Here is a 16,045-nt window from a genome sequence, read left to right as displayed (position 1 = left end):
GCCGGCCCGCCGTCGGCCGGACGAGCCGGCCGCCGCACCAGGCCCACCGTCGGCCGGACGAGCGGACCGTCGGATCCGCCGGCTCAGCTCATCCGGCCGACCGCGCCGCGCAGCCGCCGCAGATCCCGGCGCCGCCGTTCGTACGTGACGGCCAGGCCGATGAGCGTGAAACCACCGATGGCGAGGAAGATCCAGGGCCACCGTTCCCAGATGCCGACGCTCTCCCGCACCGCCTGCACCGAGAGCACCACTCCACCGAGCACCACCGGCGCCTGCCGTCGCCACCGGGCACCGACGAGTACGGTCACCAGCGCACCGACGCCGAGCAGCAGCCGACGCTCCGGCTGCCCGCCGGCGACCAGCACCGACACCAGACTCGGCAGCAGCGCGGCGGCGAGTCCGGGTCCGTACCCGACCCAACTGCTCAGTCCCGGCCAGGCCCGGGTGGCCAGCCCGCCGACCAGCAGCGCCAGCAGCGCCGCCGGCAGGGTGTACGCCTCGACCAGCGCCACCTCGGCCGAGGCGAGCAGCAGCCAGATCCCGAGCATTTCGGCCGCGCCGGCACCGGCCGCGTAGGCCCAGCGTCGGTGCTCCGGCTCCGCCGGACGCAGTGCCCGCAGCCCCAGCACCACTCCCCACAGCAGGCAGACCGTCGCCGCGTACCGCGGCTCGCCGACGGTCAACACCAGCGCGACCAGGGCCGCTGCATACCCGGCCGCCTCGGCGGCGATCGCCTCGACGCGCCGTCGGTCGGCCGACGCGGACGGGAGCAGACCACGCAGGACGACCCCGCCGGCCAGCGACGCCGCAGCGACCCCGAGCACCACCAGCGCGGCGACCCGGAGCGGCTGGCCGGCGGCGAGCGGGGCGGCCACCGCCAGCAGCACCGCCGCCGTGGTCGTACCCAGCCAACCGGACACCCGGGCGTGGCGACCGCGTCCGAGCAGGCCGACGGTCAGCCCGGCCGCGACCAGCACGGTCAGCCCGACGATCGTGCCGGACCTGGTCGGCAGCAGCCCGGCGAGGCCCGCGCCGGTGAGCGCCACGCCCAGCGGTACGACAACCTGGCCGGCCCGGCCGACCCTCGCGGTGAGCGCCGCGCCGTGCAACGCCACCAGTCCACCGGCGAGCGCCAGCGCCGGCACGGTGGGCCAACGGGCACCGGCGGCGGCGAGCCCGGTCAGTGCCGTGGTCGCCAGGAACGGTACGGCGACCAACACCGCCGCGCGGGCGGTACGCCGCCACGCCCAACCGGCCACCGCCGCCGTCCCGGCGAGCAGCAGCAGCGTCACCACCTGCGGCAGGTCGGGCCGCCAGTCGGCCGGGGTCAGCCCGACGCCGGCCGGCGGTCCCGACCAGATCCGCCCCAGCCAGGCGTACGGCGCGAGGAAGACCGCCACGAACGCCGGCACCACCGCGACGGTGACCCGGAGCAGCAGCAACGTCGTGGAGACCAGTGAGGTGACCGTCCACAGGGTGGCGGGCAGGGGCTCGGCACCCGTACCCGAAGCGGGCCGATGGACCGTACCCGCAGATGGCCGGCGGACCGGCCACCGCCAGGGACGCGCCGCGACCCCGACCGCGACAGCGGTCAGCAGCGCCCCGGCGGCGTACATGCCCGCCGGTTCGGCGACTCCGGAGAGGGTGGGCGAGAACCCGACCACCAGCGCCACCAGCGACAACGCCGCACCCGCGTAGGGCAGGTAGCCGGCCGCCACCGGCTGGGACCGGACCACACCGTCCCGGCCGTCCGGACCGGGCGACGGCGCGGAGCCGGGCTGCACCGCCGGTGCCGATACGGGAACGGGCTGCACCGCCGGCGAGGGTACGGGAACGGGCTGCACCGCCGGCGAGGGTGCGGAGACGGACGTCCGGACGGCGGTCAGCAGGACGCCGACGGTCAGCAGCACCGTGCTGGCGAGCGCCGCCCGGGCCTGCCACCACGGCGGTACGTCGACGGCGAAAAGGCCGAGAACCACCGCGCCCGGCACGGCCAGGACGGCGACCGCCACCGCAAGCCCGCCGACCACCCGGGCCGGGCCCGGCCGTTCGGAGCGGTTCCGCCCGGCGGTCACCGCGACCGCCGCCCCGGTCAGCACGATGCCGGCGAGGACCCCGGCGGCACCGGCCGGCCGGGCCAGCCCGACCACCAGGGCGTGTCCGGCGGTCAGGACGGCGGCGCCGGCGAGCGGTCCGACCGCCCAGCCCGGGCGGCCGGTCCGGACCGCGGCGACGGCCAGCGCCGCCGCCATGCCGAGGCTCAGCAGCGCGATCGCCCACCAGGGCAGCGGCACCGCGGTCGGCAGCGCCAGCATCGTCAACACCCCGCCGGCGATCCCGGCCGGCCATCGTCCCCGGGTCGGCAACAGGAACACCAGCGCGCCGACCGCGAGCGGCAGCGCCACCGGCGCCTGCCAGTCGAACGGCCCGGTGTCGACCGTCAGGTCGGCCCGCCAGACCGGCTGCGACCGGAGCCCGGTGTCCAGGGCGGTGACCAGCGCCATCCCGCCGGTGATGGTGGCCAGGGCCGCCACCGCGGCCAGGCTGCCGGCGTACGGGCCGAGGCGTACCCCGGGCGGCAGCAGCCGGGCGCAGGCCTGCACCACCCCGGCGACCAGGGCGAAGACGACGGCCGAGCCGACCAGCACCGGTCCGTCGAGTTCCGCCACCGCCCGGACCAGGGCGCCACCGAGCGCCACCACGAGGAGTCCACCGGCGGCCGCCCCGAACCCGTCGTCCCGGGTCAGCACCGCCCCGGCGACCAGCAGCAGGGGCGGCACCAGCAGCGGAGCACCGGCGAAGGCGGCGTACGGACCGTCGGTGAGCGCGAGCGCCAGCACCGCGCAGCACGCCGAGGCGAGCACCGCGACGCCGTAGCCGAGCCACGCGACGGACCGGCGGGCCAGGTCGAGGCCCGCCGGTCCGTCGCCACCCCGCCCCCGGGTCAGGAGAAGGTCGAGCACCGCCAGCGCGGCGAACGCCAGCGTCCAACCGGTCGCGCCGACCCGCGCGTCGAACGCCAGCAGCGGCGCCACCGGTTGGACCAGCAGCAGTCCGGCGAACCACGGCGCGGTGAGCCCGGTCAGCCGCCGGTAGCCGGCGGCCACCACCGCGCCGACCCCGGCGACCAGTGCGACGTACCGGGCCCGGGGCCAGTCGCCCACCCCGAACAGGTCGACTGCCCAGACCGCGTACCCGTCGAGCAGTACCAGCAGCAGACCGATCGCCGCGAAGGTCTCGGCGGTGGCGGTGAGGCCCCGGCGCCGGGCGAGCACCGGCAGGGCGAGCGCCAGCCCGGTCAGCCCGGCGAGGATCGCGGCCCGTCCGGTGAGGCCGACGGTGGCCCAGGCGACCACGGTGAAGACGATCGCGGCCGCCCCGAGCAGCAGGCCACCGAGGACGAAGAGAACGTTCTGCACGGTCCGGGTGGAGGCCTCCGGTCGTACCGGTGCCGGAAGCGTGACCGGGGCCGGGCCGGCGGCGGTCGCGACCGGCGGCGCGACCGGCGCGAGGACGGCGCTGGTCGGGCCGGTCGGGGTGGGCACCGGGCGCGGCGGGGCCATCCTGGTCGCGGCCTGCCGCGCGGCGAGCGCGGCGGCCCGGACCTGCCCGGCGAGCGTCTCGCGACGCTGCCGGGTCTGCCGGAGCGTGGCCTCGAGGGTCCGGTACGCCTCCCGGGCCTGGACCACCCGGACGGTCAGCGCGGCGATCTCTCCCTCGAGCCGGATCACCTCGGCGGCGACCGGGTCCGGACCCCGCCGGCAGCCCGGGCAGCCGGTCACCAGGTCGGCCCCGGTCCCGCACACCGGGCAGGGGTACGCGCGCACGCCTTCGGTCATGCCGCCATGCTCCGCCGACGCCACGACCGCCCACAGAGTGCGCGTACCTATCCGGGGCAGGTACGCCGACCCGCGTGGCCGGACTGCCGGGACCTGCCGCCGGTCACGGCCGGGTCTGTTCGTGTAGCCAGGCGGTGTAGTCCGGGTTGCCGCCCTCCACCCAGCTGACCAGGATCTCCGGTATCTCGTACGGGTGGGCGGCCCGCACCTGGTCGACGAGGGCGGCCACCCGGTCCGGGGTGGTCTTGAACCGGACCGTCCACTCCCGGGTCGTCTCCAGTCGTGACTCCCACCAGTAGGTGCTCTCCACCGGCCCGCTCACCTGGGCCGAGGCCGCCAACCGGCCGGCGACCGCCGCGGCGGCCATCACGTCCGCGACCGCCCGGGCGTCCACGACCGTCGTCACGACGCAGATCTGGTCCACGCCGGGCACCCTACTGCGGATCCGGGTCGGGGCGGTGCGTGTCGATCCACGCGTCGATCCGCGCCCACCAGTCGAAGAGCCAGTCGATCCGCTCCTGTCGTCCGGGCGGCACCTCCTCCGGCGGTACGGACCAGAACCGCATCACGATCCGCTTGTCCATCGGCAGTTCCCGCCACACGTCGGCGACGGTGACCATCCGGTCCAACCCGGTGTGCGCGACGAAGACGACGCCGGCCTCCGGGGCGGCGTCCAGGGCGGCCAGCACCCCACCCGGTTGCGGGGCGAGCACGTGCCGCATCGCCTCGGCCCGCTTCGCCATCGCGTCGAGGCCCCGGGACCGCAGCAGGTCGATCGCGCGGAGCCGACGCCGGGGGGTGAAGTTGCCGCCCTCGGGAAAGATCACGAAGGCGTCGTTCTCGTCGAGACCCTGGGCGAGGTGCCCGATCTGCTCGACCAGGGCCTCCCGGGGCGCGCCGGGCCGTTCGGTGCGGCCGAGCCGCCGGGCCTGGCGCTCCCGGCCGGCGATGAAGCGGTTCGGCAGCCGGTTCAGCAGTACGTCCACCGCCGGATCCCACTGCAGGGTGTCCTTGAGGACGATCCGCGGTTCCCGCTTGAACCAGTTCACCAACGCGTGGATCAGGATGAACGAGTCGCCGGGGCCGGCGTGCCGGCAGAGCACCAGTTCGGGGCGGCCGGGCAGGGCGGTGTCCGGGTCGGTGCCGACCACGTCGATGCGCAGCCGTAGGGTCCACCGGGCCTGCCAGAACAGGAAGGTGAGGAACCAGCCGGCCAACTGGTAGTGGGCACGCTGGAACGACGGGGACCGGCTGCGCCAGCCGAAGCCGGAACCGACCCAGAGCCCGAAGAGGACGACCAGCGCGGCGGCGTCCCAACAGAGGTAGACGATGCCGAGCCAGAGCAGCCGCAGCGGGCGGAGGTAGCCGGGGACCAGCGGCGAGGCGGCCGCGGCGACGATCAGCCACACCGGCAGCAGGCTGACCACGAGGAAGGCGAGCAGCACCGTACCCGGGGCGAGCAGGAGCCGCCGGACCCACCTCGGTGGCAACGGCATCAGCCGAGGTCCACGTGTTCGGTGAGGTAGCGGCGGGACGCCGTGTAGGCCCGGCTGATCCGCCGCCCGACCGCCGCCATGTCCCGGTACGCCCACGGGGTGTCGTCCCGGGGTCCGGGTCCGCCGGTCGGCAGCACGTGTACGTCCACGTCGTCGGGGAGTGCCGCCATCTCCCGGGCGAACCGGTGCCGGCGGGCGATCTCGAACGCCACCTGGGCGATCTCCCACGGACGGCGCGGCGGGGTCAGCGGACGCTCGATCCGACCGACCTGGAGTACGAAGATCTGCTTGGCGCCCGCGTGCACCGCCTCGCCGATCGGGATCGAGTTGACGATCCCGCCGTCGACGTAGTGCTCGTCGTCGATCCGGGCCGGCGGCAGCAGACCGGGCACCGACGCGGAGGCGAGGACGGCCGGCACCAGCGGGCCGGCGGTGAACCAGTGCTCGGCGGCCCGTTCGATGCTGGCCGCACAACACCGGAACGGCACCTTGAGGTCGGCGAAGGTGGTCTGCTCGCCGAGTTCGGCTTCGAGCAGCCGGCGCAGCGGACGTGGCGAGTGCAGATGGGTACGGGCGGCGAACCGGCGCAGTTGCCGGGCGATCGAGTCGCCGTAGACCTCGGCCGCCTCCGGCGACGCCCAGAGCCGGACGAGCCGGTTGGTGACCCCCTCGCTCGGGTCGGCGGCCACCAGGGCGCCGTTGACCGCGCCGATCGACGTACCGAGCACCAGATCGGGCTGGATGCCGGCCCGGAACAGCGCCCGCAGCATGCCGACCTCGACGGCGCCGAGCACCCCACCGCCGCCGAGCACGAACGCCACCGGACCGCTGACCATGTCATTCATCCTGGCACGGGCCGCCCAGTCGGCCACGTCAGCGGTCCCTGCCGGTCGGTCGCCGCTCCGCCGGGCCGGAGCGGGAGCAGGCCGGAGAGGACTTTCTGGCAGCAAAGGGGATGCATCGGCGAGAGTGGCTGTCATTGACAGGAGTTGGTCCGTCACGCAGCCTGGTACGACCCCCCACACGGCCTGATGTAATCCCCCGACTCTTCCAGGCAGGTGCGACGAACGATGGCAGCGTTGCAGGCGGGCGGCCTGCTCGCCCGGAGATATCGTCTTATCGACAGGATCGGTGCCGGCGGCATGTCGGTGATCTGGCGGGCCCGTGACGAGGTACTCGACCGGGTGGTCGCGGTGAAGGTGCTCGCCGCGTCACTCGCCGCCGACACCAAGTTCCGGGAGATGGTCCGGGACGAGGCCCGGGCCGCCGCGCAGCTCGTCCATCCGCATGTCACCGCCGTGCACGACTACGGTGAGACCCTCGGCCCGGACGGTGAGATCACCTCCTTCGTGGTGATGGAACTGCTCACCGGCGAGGAGTTGAAGGCACAGCTCACCGCCGGCGCGCTGCCCTGGCCGACGGCGGTCGGGATCTGTGCGCAGGTGGCCGAGGCGCTCGCCGCGGCCCACCGGCTGGGCATCGTGCACCGGGACATCACCCCGGCCAACATCATGATGACGGCGACCGGGGCCAAGGTGCTCGACTTCGGTATCGCCACCCACGTCGGAGCCCCGGACGAGGACGAGGACGGCGAGACGTTCGGCACCCCGGCGTACGTCGCCCCGGAGCGGCTGGACGGGTTGCCGGCCCAGCCGGCGACCGACACGTACTCGCTCGGGGTGCTGCTGCACGAGACGCTGACCGGCCGGGTGCCGTTTCCGGCGGAGACCTGGGACGAGTTGACCCGGGCACTGCAGTCCGGGATCGAGCCGACGTTGGACGGCGTACCGGACGTGCCGGCCGCGGTGGCCGACATCTGTCTGCGCTGCCTGGACCGCGATCCGTTCGGTCGACCGACCGCCGCGCAGGTCGCCGAGACGCTCCGTGCCCAACTGCGGGCGGTCGAGCCGGCGTCGTCGACCGTGCCGGCGCCGACCGTGCGACCCGGGCCGCCGGCCGGCGGCCCGGACGACCCGTCGGCGGCAGAGCCGGGAGTGTCGGAACCGCGCCGCCAGCCGAGGCATCCCGGCCGAGTGCTGCTCATCACGGCGACGGCGTTGGTCGTACTCACCGCCGTCGTGATCGTCGCCGCGACCCTCGGCGCCGACCCGGGCGGCAGGCCCACCGGCGGGGCGGGCAGCACCGGACCGGGCGCCGGGCCGACACCGTCGGCGCCCTCCGGAGACGTGGGCCCGACGCCGACCCGGACACCGGCCACCACGACGGCGACCGTGCCCGCGACGGTGACGACGGCGACCGCGCCGGCCACCGCGACCGTTCGGCGCCCGGACGCCACCCCCTCGGTGAACGAGGTCATGGCCAGCCTGGACCAGATCGTCACCGACGGCCTGGCGGCCAGCGCGATCCGCGACCATGCCGGGGTGGACCTGCGCAACCATCTGCGTAACCTCCGGACCGGGCTGGCAACCGGGCCGGCCGACCTGTCGGGGGAGGCGACGGTGCTCCGCGACAAGGTCGCGGTGCGCCTCAGCGAGGGCTCGATAACCCCCGAGTACGCCCGACTTCTCGACGCCGCCCTGACCCAGTTGGCGGGGGCGGCATAGGCCTACGCCGGGTGCCGGTCCAATCCCCTGGCCGGCACCCGGCACCCTGTGCCACCCTCTCCGCCATGTCCGCCCTCTCCACACCGCCCGGCACCGTCGAGGAACTCCGCGCCCTGCTCGCCGACGGCGCCCCGGTGAGGTACGTCTTCTTCTGGGGGCACCGGCCGGGGCGCGGTGGCGTGGTCGGCGCCGGATGCCTCAGCCAGTGGTGGCCGTCGTCGTTCACCGTGGACGGTGTCCGGTACGCCACCGCGGAGCACTACATGATGGCGGGCAAGGCCCGGCTCTTCGGAGACGAGCCGATCGCCCGGCAGGTGCTGGTCGCCCCGAGCCCGGGCGCGGCCAAGGCCCTGGGCCAGCGGGTACGTGGTTTCGACCAGTCGGTCTGGAACGCCCAGCGGTTCGACCTGGTCGTCGCCGGCAACCTGGCGAAGTTCGGTCAGCACCCCGAGCTGCGGGACTATCTGGTCGCCACCGGCGAGCGGGTGCTGGTGGAGGCCAGTCCGCTCGACCAGGTCTGGGGCATCGGGCTCGCCGCCGACGATCCCCGGGCCGGGGACCCGGCGCACTGGCGTGGGCTCAACCTGCTTGGCTTCGCGCTGATGCGGGTCCGGAGCATCCTGGCGGCGGCACCGGACTGACCCGGCGGCCCCGTCGACCGGCCGCACCGCCGCCCGGTGGCAGAGTCAGTCCAGACGGATCCGGTCGCCCGCCCCGTCGAACAGCAGCAGTTGGTCCAGGTCGACGGCGAGGCTGACCAGTTCGCCGCGCCGGGGCAGAGCCGCGGCCGGCATCCGGACCACCAGCTCGCCGGCGACCGGTGGATCGGCACCGAGTTCCGGATCGTAGACCGGATAGAAGCCGTACTCGGTGCGGGCCGTCGCCGGCTGCCGTGCGCCGCGCTGATGGGGAATCATCCTGTTCAGGCGGTCCCGGACCGGATGCCCGGCCGGCAAGTCGTCGGCGAGCACCGCGGCGAGGGGCTGACCGGGGTCCGGGTGCTCCAGCCGGGCCTGGTCGTTCGAGGTCGGCACCGTGTCGGTCGTGACGTGCACCAACGCCTGGTGCCCGAGGTTCTCGACGAGACGGACGACTCCCCGGATGACCGGGGGGTCGGCCGTCGTCCCCGGCGGGACCGGGGTCAACGCGTCGGCCCGCAGCGCCACGGTCACCCGCGCGGTGTGGCGGGTCCGCAGGGCCGGCACCCGGGGGTCGTCGGCCGGCAGTTCGAGCAGCTGGGAGCCGAGGTCGAGCACCACCGTCCCGTCGGTGGCGTAGACGGCGGCCTGCAGCAGGTTCGCCCGGGGCGTACCGAGGAACGCCGCGACGAACAGGGTGTGCGGGTCGCGGTACACCTCGTCCGGGGGGCCGACCTGTTGGAGCACCCCGCGACGCAGCACCGCGACCCGGTCCGCCATGGTCATCGCCTCGACCTGGTCGTGGGTCACGTACAGGGTGGTGAGCCCCAGCCGCCGGGCCAGCGCCGCGACCTCGGCGCGCAGCTCGGCCCGCAGCCCTGCGTCCACGTTGGACAGCGGCTCGTCGAGCAGGAACGCCCGCGAGTCGCCGGCGATGGCCCGGGCCATCGCCACCCGCTGACGTTGCCCGCCGGAGAGCTGGCGGGGACGGCGGTGCAGCAGGTCGGTGATGCCGAGCTGCGCGGCGACCTCGGCCACCCGGCGGGCCGGGTCGACCACCGGAGCGGTGCCGGTACTCAGCGGAAACCCGATGTTCTGTGCCACCGTCAGATGTGGATAGAGGGCGTGGTCCTGGAAGACCATCGACAACCGCCGGTCCGGTCCGGCACCCCGTTCCACCGGACGGCCGTCGATCAGGACCTGCCCGGCGGTCGGCTCCTCCAGCCCGGCGACCAGACGCAGGATCGTCGACTTGCCGCAACCCGTCGGGCCGACCAGGACGACAAACTCGCCGGAGCCGACCTCGACGCTCACCCGGTCGACCGCGACGGTGCCGTCGGGGAATACCTTCGTCAACTGGTCGGTGGCGATGCTTACCACGGCGACCACCTCCTGCCGCCATCGTCGCCGGGTACTGGCCCCTTACGCCAGTCCTGCTGCGCCGGACGGCCCGGTACGGTGCGCCGGACGGCGGGACCCGGCGCCGGACGGCGGCAGGTGTCGTACGGGGACGGTTCCGTACACCCGGTTGGTCCGACGCTCAGTAGCCGGAGTCCGGGGGCGGGTCGACCCGTACCGAGCGGTCCATCCAGCCGTCGCCGTCGTCGTCGTACATCCGCTTCTCGAAGAAGCCGTCGCGGTCGCGGTCGTACTCGCTGATCTCGACCAGTCCGTCGGCGTCCAGGTCGTGTCCGACAAAGTCGGTCCGGCCGTCCCGGTCGGCGTCGACGAGGATGTCGACGCCGCCGTCGGCCCGGCCCCGCAGGGTGTGCCGGTCCCAGTCCCCGTCACCGTCGACGTCCACCCGGGTGCGGTAGCCCTCGGGCACGTCCGGTGTGGCGTCGGACGGTGTCGGGGCGCCCGCCGGGGACGCCGTGCCGAAGCCAGCCTCGGCAGCTGGATCGGCGGTGCCGAAACCCACCTCTGCGGCCGGATCGGCGGTGCCGAAGCCAGCCTCGGCGGCCGGGGTGGCGGCGCCGAACCCGGCCACCGCCGGAGGTTCGGCGGTGTCGGAGCAGACCGCAGCCGCTGCTCCGGCACCACCGAGACCCGTCTCCGTGCCGGCCGCACCGCTGACCGCGCCGGCCAGACCACCGGCGGGTTCGGCCAGCGCGGCGTCGGTCGCCGACTGGATCGACCGACCGATCTCGTCGCCCAGACCGGCCAGGCCGCCCACCGGCGTCGCGACGGTGGGGGCCGTGGCCGGCGCGACCTCGGGCAGCACCGGGTCGGCCCGACCCGACCCGGCCGCGTTGAGCTGGTCCGCCACCGACACCGCGCCGGCAAAGCCGACAAGCGGGGTGAACATGCCGAACAGACTCGACTGGTTGGTCCGGCTCTCGACCTCGTGCTGCCCGCCCGGGTCGGCACCGAACTGGAGCTGGAGCAGGGCCACCTCGTCGGCGTCGAGTTGGTAGCCGGCGAGGGCCGCGTCCGGATCGGCGGAGAGCGCGGCGGCGAAGAGCGGATCGGCGAGCAGCCGCTCCAGAACGACGTCGAAGTCACTCACCGTGGCCACCTCCCGGGATCAACCCGTCCCACGCTAGTCCCGGCCCGCCACTGCCGACCCTGCTCGGCCCCGATCCCGCCGGATCCGGCCCGGCCGGTCAGTCCAACTCGGGCATCGGCACCGGCTGCGGTCGGGGCCGGCAGGTCCCGCACTGTACGGCGTCCTCGACCACCAGGCCCTCCGCCCGGCCCCGCGCCTCGGAGCGGTGCACCTGCAGCAGGTACGGGCCGAACCGGGCGTGGTCCTCACAGACAGCACGCCCGCAGAACCGGCACCCACCCCGTGCCGCCTTCGGACAGAACCAACAGAGCACATCCACTCCTCACTGGGGTACCGGCAAGCTACACCGCTCCAGCCTGATGGTCGCCGTCACCGGGTCCGACGTGTTGCCGGCGGCGTCGACCGCCTGGATCGTGACCGTGATCGTGCCACCCGGCTCGTCGGCGTTCTGCGGCACCACGACGGCGCCCTGGAACACATCGCCGGACCGGCTGAAGCTCACCGTCCCGTTCTCCTGCCCGGTCGTCCAGCTTCCGCTGACCGTGATCTCGCCGGCCGGTGTGACGTTGTCGGCGACGCGCCCGCTGACGGTGGCCCGGCCGTCCGAATCGCAGCGGTTGATGCTCGGTGGGTCGACGGAGACGCCGGAGACGGTCGGGTCGGTGACGTCCCGGGGCGGGGTCGGCGGCCGGGTGGTCGGCGGGGCGCTCGTCCGGGGTGGCGTACCCGGTGCGCTGGTCGCCGGGGCCGGGGACGATCCGGTGGGGGTCGGGCTCGCCGACGGGGTCGGGGACGGCGTGGCCGACGGGGTGGGCGACGGCGTCGGGCTCGCCGTCAAGGTCGGTGTCGGGGTCACCGGATCGGTCGGCACCGTCTCCTCGGGGGTGGCCGAGCGGACCGGGTCCGCCCCGTCCGGTGTTGTCCCGCCGTCGCAGTCGAGGGTCCGGCCGGTGTCCTCCTGACGTACCCCGGAGACCCGCACCTCGCCGGCGGAGACCTCGATGCCGCGGGCCCAGGCCGCGTACCGGGCGGCGCCCCGGTTGATGATGCCGCCGGAGGTCCGCTCGACGGTGAGGGCGAGCGGCGCGAACGCGGCGCTGGGGCTGCCGGTGTCGGCCACGATCCGACCCACGTCGAGGGTGAGTCGGCCGTACGGGGTGACCGGCCGGACCCCGTCACTCCAGAGCGGACCGACGTTGGTCCGGGCACCAGCGCAGAGCAGCGCCGTCGCACCGCCCCGGAACGTCAGGCTGCCCCGGGAACGGGTGCCGACCCGGATCTGGTCGCCGGCCCGGACGTAGACCCGGCCGTCGCCGGTCAGGGTGACCGCCCGGCCGTCCACCACGGCGTCGATCCGGCCGTGGTCCACCGCCAGCAGCGCCCGGTCGTCGGGCATCTCCGCCCAGGCCGGCCCCGGCACCAGGTTGGCCGCGCTGGAGAGCAGGGCCACCGGCAGGAAGAGCAGGAGCAGCCACCACAGTTGCCGCTCGAACCGTCGGTCGACGTCGGGGTCGGCCTCCGCTGGTGGCGGTCCGGGCGGGGCGAGCAGCGGCGGGTAGTCGGCCTCCGGGTGGACGCCGGCCCGGGGAGCCGCGCCGGGTGAGGCCGCCGCCGTGGAGAGCGTCGTCGGTGCGGCCGTCGCGGGCGCGCCGAGCACCATGGACAGGCCGGAGACCGCCGGTACGGTCCAGACCCGGACGGGCGTACGGGCGGTCGCCACCGTACCCGGCTCGCCCTCCCCCGACGGGCCGATCACCGTACCCCGGCGCAGTTGCGTGCCGTCGGGGAGTTCCACCACCCCGGACTCCACCACCACCGCCTCGTGCGACGTCAGCAGGGTGACCGGGTCGCCGGGGTCGACGGTGGCGACCCGGGCGCCGGAGACCAGGCCGAGCCGGTCCTCGGCGGTGAGTCCGCGCAGCGCCGGGGCCTCGCCGAAGAGCGCCTCCGCGGCGACCCGGTCCCCCGACGGCGGGCCGGGCAACGGGCCCACCGCGGTGACCACCGCCGACGCGGGCAGGGCGAGCAGCTCGCTGCCGGCGCTGTGCCAGTCCAGGCCGGCCGGACTGCCGGTGAGGGCGTTCGCCAGCCCGACCGTGCCGCCCGGGCCGAGCCGCTGCCGGACGAGTCCGGCCGGGTCACCCGGCCGCCGACCCTCCACAATGCCGTCGACGACCACGTGCACCACCGACTGGGCGGCACCGGCGAAGCCGAACTGCTGGCCCGGGTGGGGCCGTATCCAGCCGGCCTGTGCCGCCAGGCCGGCGAGTGCCGGAGTGGGGAGCCGGCCGAGCGGCGAGCGCCGCAGCGCCGCCATCCGTCGGGGCAGGTCGGCCCGGCGCCGCCGGTCGACCCACCGGGCCCACGCCCGACGCAGCCGCCGGGCGAGCCAGCCGGCCACCAGCCAGACCAGCGGCGCGGCCAGCCCGGCGACGACCGCGACCAGCAACAGCCGGGCCGGCCACCCGGAACGCCACAGGCCGAGGGTCAGCCCGGCGACCCGGTCGGTCCAGATCCGCCAGCCGAGGTTGGCCGCGATCGCCAGCCAGCAGACCGCCAGGCCGCCGTACAGGGCGACGATCCGGCCCTCCCGGTCGAGTTGGGCCCAGGAGGGTGGGCGGCGACGCAGCCGGGCCAGGACGAACGCCAGCCCGCGCGCCCGCAGGTTGGGGATCTCCAGCCAGTCCATCAGCAGGTAGTAGCCGTCCAGCGCCAGGAACGGGTTGAGGTTGAACAACGCGTTCAGGTACCAGGCGAAGGCGAGTTTGAACGTCCACGGGGCGGCCTCCGGCACCAGCACGCCGACAACCTGGGCGAGGCCGGCGAGGACCAGGCCGGCGGCCGGACCGGAGGCGGTGGTGAGGATCCGGGCCCGACGGCCCGCCATCCAGACGTCTGTGGTGTCGACGAAGACCGACGGGATGCCGAAGTAGACCAGGAAGCCGGCGGCCGGGACCCGGCGGCCGGCGTGCCGGGTGGCCAGGGCGTGGCCCGCTTCGTGGCAGGCCAGCGCGATCACGTTGAGCCCGAGCAGCACCGCCGCGCCGACCGCGTACGAGCCGTCGGTGAGGAACAGCGACTGCTCCCCGGCCCACCACGTCCAGCCGAACAGGGCCATCCCGGCGAGTGCCACCAGGCCGAGCAGGGTCGCGGCGACCCGGGTGAAGAGCAGTCGCCCCCCGGCCCGGTAGAGGAACCCGACCAGCGGGTCCACGTCGACGACCACGCTGCGCCGGCCCCGGGCGGCGGCGAGCAGACCGCGCCCCAGCCGCAGCGGCCACGGCCGTCGGCGTACCCGGTCCAGCGGGCGGAACGCGTCCACCGGCAGTTCGGCCAGCATCCGGTTGCCGGCCAGGTCGGCGACGACCCGGGTGACCTGCTCCGGCGCCAGCCGGCCGGCGATCCGGGCGAACTCGGCGACCAGCCGGGCCACCGTACGGGAGCCGTCCATCAGCTGGGCGAGTTGCCACTCCTCCGGCGACAGCCGCAGATAGCAGGCGTCGCCGCCGCCGTCCGGCGAGCGGAGCATCACGTACGGCACGTCGCGTACCGAGACCAGCTCGGCGCTCTCGATGCCCGGCCGGAGCACGGGCCGGGCCCGGGCCGGGTTGAGCCGGTCGACGACGGCCGACCAGACGCCCGGTTCGGCCGGACCCAGCGGCTGCCCGGGGGCGCGACCCGCCAACGCCTCCCAGACGCTCACCCGGCTCTCGACGACGGCCACCGGCTACCTGCCTTCTTCCACGGGTCGGTGCGGCCCGCAGAATAAGCCGTAAATCCGGCGCTGTTGACAGCGGGTCCACTACCCGACAGGCAACCCGCCGATCGTGGGACAGGCCGCCCCGGGATGAGCGGCCGTGGCGGTCACCAGGCGCTCACCGAGGGCGTCGAGGTGGACTCCGCGGTTTCCCGGGCCGGCACCAGCCAGGCGCGGTAGACGCGCTCGTACTCGTCGGCCATCCGCTCGGCGGAGAACATCCGCCGGACGTGCGCGACGCAGGCCGCGGGATCCAACCGGACGGCGTCGTGCAGGGCCGGCGCCAGCTCGGCCGGTTCGTCGCAGATCAGTCCGGTCTCCCCCGGCCGGATCAGTTCCGGCACCGCGCCCCGGTTGAGGGCCACCACCGGCGTACCGGTGGCCATCGCCTCCACCATCACCATGCCGAACGGTTCCTCCCAGCGGATCGGCATGATCAGGCAGCGGGCGGCGAGCATGAGTCGTACGGTCGCGTCGCGGTCCGGGTTGCGCAGCACCGTGACGTCCGGTCCGAGCATCGGCTCGATGACCTGTTCGAGGTACTGCCGTTCGGACCGCTCGTCGCACTTGCCGGCCAGCACCAGCGGCAGGCCGGCCGCCCGGCACGCCTGGACCGCCAGGTCCGGGCCCTTGTCCGCGCTGAACCGGGCCAGCCACAGCACGGGCCCGAGTCCGGGTGCCGACTTGCTCACGATGTTGCGGCTGGCGATGCCGTTGTGGATGGTCGCGGTCCAGGGCAGCTCGGGTGCCAGCCGACGCTGGGTGTGGGAGATCGCCACCAGTCCCACCGCGGGATCGAGGTCGCCCAGCACCTCCCGCAGTTCGCCGGTCGGCCGGTTGTGCACCGTGGTGACGGTCGGCACCGACCGTTCGGCGGCGGCGAACGGACCGACGGTGGTGTGGTCGTGCACGATGTCGAACGAATCCGGCGAGATCATCCGGTTGACCCGGGCGACGTGCGCCAACTCGGGCAATGCCTGACCGAGCCGGTGGTGCTGCACCTCCGGCACGGTGCCGACGAACCGCGCGCTGGTTCCGGTGCCGGTCCCGGCGCCGAAGAGGGTGACCTCGTGCCCCTTGGCCACGAGTCCGTCCACCAGCGCCGAGCAGACCTGTTCCAGGCCGCCGTAGCCCGGCGGTGGCAGCTCGTACCAGGGCGGGACGACCATCGCGATCCGCAGCGGGCGGACCGGACGTTCCCGATCGGACGGATTACTGGTCACTGGGGCCTCCCGCAGGGCC

The 16,045-nt window shown here is 74.9% G+C and carries 11 protein-coding genes; 2 read left to right on the top strand and 9 right to left on the bottom strand.

All coding sequences use genetic code 11. The features are described from left to right. Positions 1 to 83: 83 nt before the first annotated feature. The 4 genes from ABGB05_RS12960 to ABGB05_RS12945 all read right to left on the bottom strand — a co-directional run bounded on the left by ABGB05_RS12960 (position 84) and on the right by ABGB05_RS12945 (position 6,171). Positions 84 to 3,839: a hypothetical protein gene (locus ABGB05_RS12960; protein WP_347653497.1), complete on the bottom strand. Its 3,756-nt coding sequence runs from the start codon at positions 3,837 to 3,839 to the stop codon at positions 84 to 86. Positions 3,840 to 3,942: 103 nt separating this feature from the next. Then, positions 3,943 to 4,263: a divalent-cation tolerance protein CutA gene (gene cutA, locus ABGB05_RS12955; protein WP_347653496.1), complete on the bottom strand. Its 321-nt coding sequence runs from the start codon at positions 4,261 to 4,263 to the stop codon at positions 3,943 to 3,945. 10 nt (positions 4,264 to 4,273) lie between these two features. Beyond that, positions 4,274 to 5,335 carry a 1-acyl-sn-glycerol-3-phosphate acyltransferase gene (locus ABGB05_RS12950; protein ID WP_347653495.1) on the bottom strand — a complete coding sequence of 354 codons (1,062 nt, stop codon included), beginning with the start codon at positions 5,333 to 5,335 and terminating at the stop codon, positions 4,274 to 4,276. Continuing rightward, on the bottom strand, positions 5,335 to 6,171 hold the full coding sequence (locus ABGB05_RS12945; protein WP_347653494.1) for a patatin-like phospholipase family protein: 837 nt from the start codon (positions 6,169 to 6,171) through the stop codon (positions 5,335 to 5,337). The genes ABGB05_RS12950 and ABGB05_RS12945 overlap by 1 nt, the downstream gene beginning before the upstream one ends. A gap of 234 nt (positions 6,172 to 6,405) precedes the next feature. Here ABGB05_RS12945 and ABGB05_RS12940 point away from each other — a divergent pair, with 234 nt between their 5' ends. Together ABGB05_RS12940 and ABGB05_RS12935 are read left to right on the top strand one after the other, a co-directional pair. Then, the gene (locus ABGB05_RS12940) at positions 6,406 to 7,899 is read left to right on the top strand and encodes a protein kinase (RefSeq protein WP_347653493.1); all 1,494 of its coding nucleotides are present in this window, start codon (positions 6,406 to 6,408) and stop codon (positions 7,897 to 7,899) included. Positions 7,900 to 7,964: 65 nt separating this feature from the next. Further along, complete coding sequence (locus ABGB05_RS12935) at positions 7,965 to 8,540, top strand: NADAR family protein (protein ID WP_347653492.1); 576 nt, start codon at positions 7,965 to 7,967, stop codon at positions 8,538 to 8,540. Between the two features lie 45 nt (positions 8,541 to 8,585). Here ABGB05_RS12935 and ABGB05_RS12930 read toward each other — a convergent pair whose 3' ends face one another. The 5 genes from ABGB05_RS12930 to ABGB05_RS12910 form a co-directional block, all read right to left on the bottom strand. After that, positions 8,586 to 9,917 carry an ABC transporter ATP-binding protein gene (locus ABGB05_RS12930; RefSeq protein ID WP_347653491.1) on the bottom strand — a complete coding sequence of 444 codons (1,332 nt, stop codon included), beginning with the start codon at positions 9,915 to 9,917 and terminating at the stop codon, positions 8,586 to 8,588. A 160-nt stretch (positions 9,918 to 10,077) separates the two neighbouring features. Next, the gene (locus ABGB05_RS12925; RefSeq protein WP_347653490.1) at positions 10,078 to 11,046 is read right to left on the bottom strand and encodes a hypothetical protein; all 969 of its coding nucleotides are present in this window, start codon (positions 11,044 to 11,046) and stop codon (positions 10,078 to 10,080) included. 97 nt (positions 11,047 to 11,143) lie between these two features. Further along, positions 11,144 to 11,359 carry a hypothetical protein gene (locus tag ABGB05_RS12920; RefSeq protein WP_347653489.1) on the bottom strand — a complete coding sequence of 72 codons (216 nt, stop codon included), beginning with the start codon at positions 11,357 to 11,359 and terminating at the stop codon, positions 11,144 to 11,146. A gap of 9 nt (positions 11,360 to 11,368) precedes the next feature. Beyond that, entirely contained in the window at positions 11,369 to 14,770 is a 3,402-nt protein-coding gene (locus tag ABGB05_RS12915; protein WP_347653488.1) for a cyclic nucleotide-binding protein, read from the bottom strand. A gap of 140 nt (positions 14,771 to 14,910) precedes the next feature. After that, on the bottom strand, positions 14,911 to 15,972 hold the full coding sequence (locus ABGB05_RS12910) for a glycosyltransferase family 4 protein (protein WP_347653590.1): 1,062 nt from the start codon (positions 15,970 to 15,972) through the stop codon (positions 14,911 to 14,913). Positions 15,973 to 16,045 lie beyond the last annotated feature (73 nt).

The sequence above is a fragment of the Plantactinospora sp. B5E13 genome (assembly GCF_039871775.1).
GTDB lineage: Bacteria > Actinomycetota > Actinomycetes > Mycobacteriales > Micromonosporaceae > Plantactinospora.
The sequence above is the reverse complement of the archived record's forward strand: the minus strand, read 5'-3'. Positions and strand labels throughout refer to the sequence as shown.

Excerpts from the sequence above, each read along its gene's own strand:
- ABGB05_RS12960 (WP_347653497.1), bottom strand. The coding sequence starts at position 3,839 with ATGACCGAAGGCGTGCGCGCGTACCCCTGCCCGGTGTGCGGGACCGGG.
- ABGB05_RS12950 (WP_347653495.1), bottom strand. The coding sequence starts at position 5,335 with ATGCCGTTGCCACCGAGGTGGGTCCGGCGGCTCCTGCTCGCCCCGGGT.
- ABGB05_RS12945 (WP_347653494.1), bottom strand. The coding sequence starts at position 6,171 with ATGGTCAGCGGTCCGGTGGCGTTCGTGCTCGGCGGCGGTGGGGTGCTC.
- ABGB05_RS12940 (WP_347653493.1), top strand. The coding sequence starts at position 6,406 with ATGGCAGCGTTGCAGGCGGGCGGCCTGCTCGCCCGGAGATATCGTCTT.
- ABGB05_RS12935 (WP_347653492.1), top strand. The coding sequence starts at position 7,965 with ATGTCCGCCCTCTCCACACCGCCCGGCACCGTCGAGGAACTCCGCGCC.
- ABGB05_RS12910 (WP_347653590.1), bottom strand. The coding sequence starts at position 15,972 with ATGGTCGTCCCGCCCTGGTACGAGCTGCCACCGCCGGGCTACGGCGGC.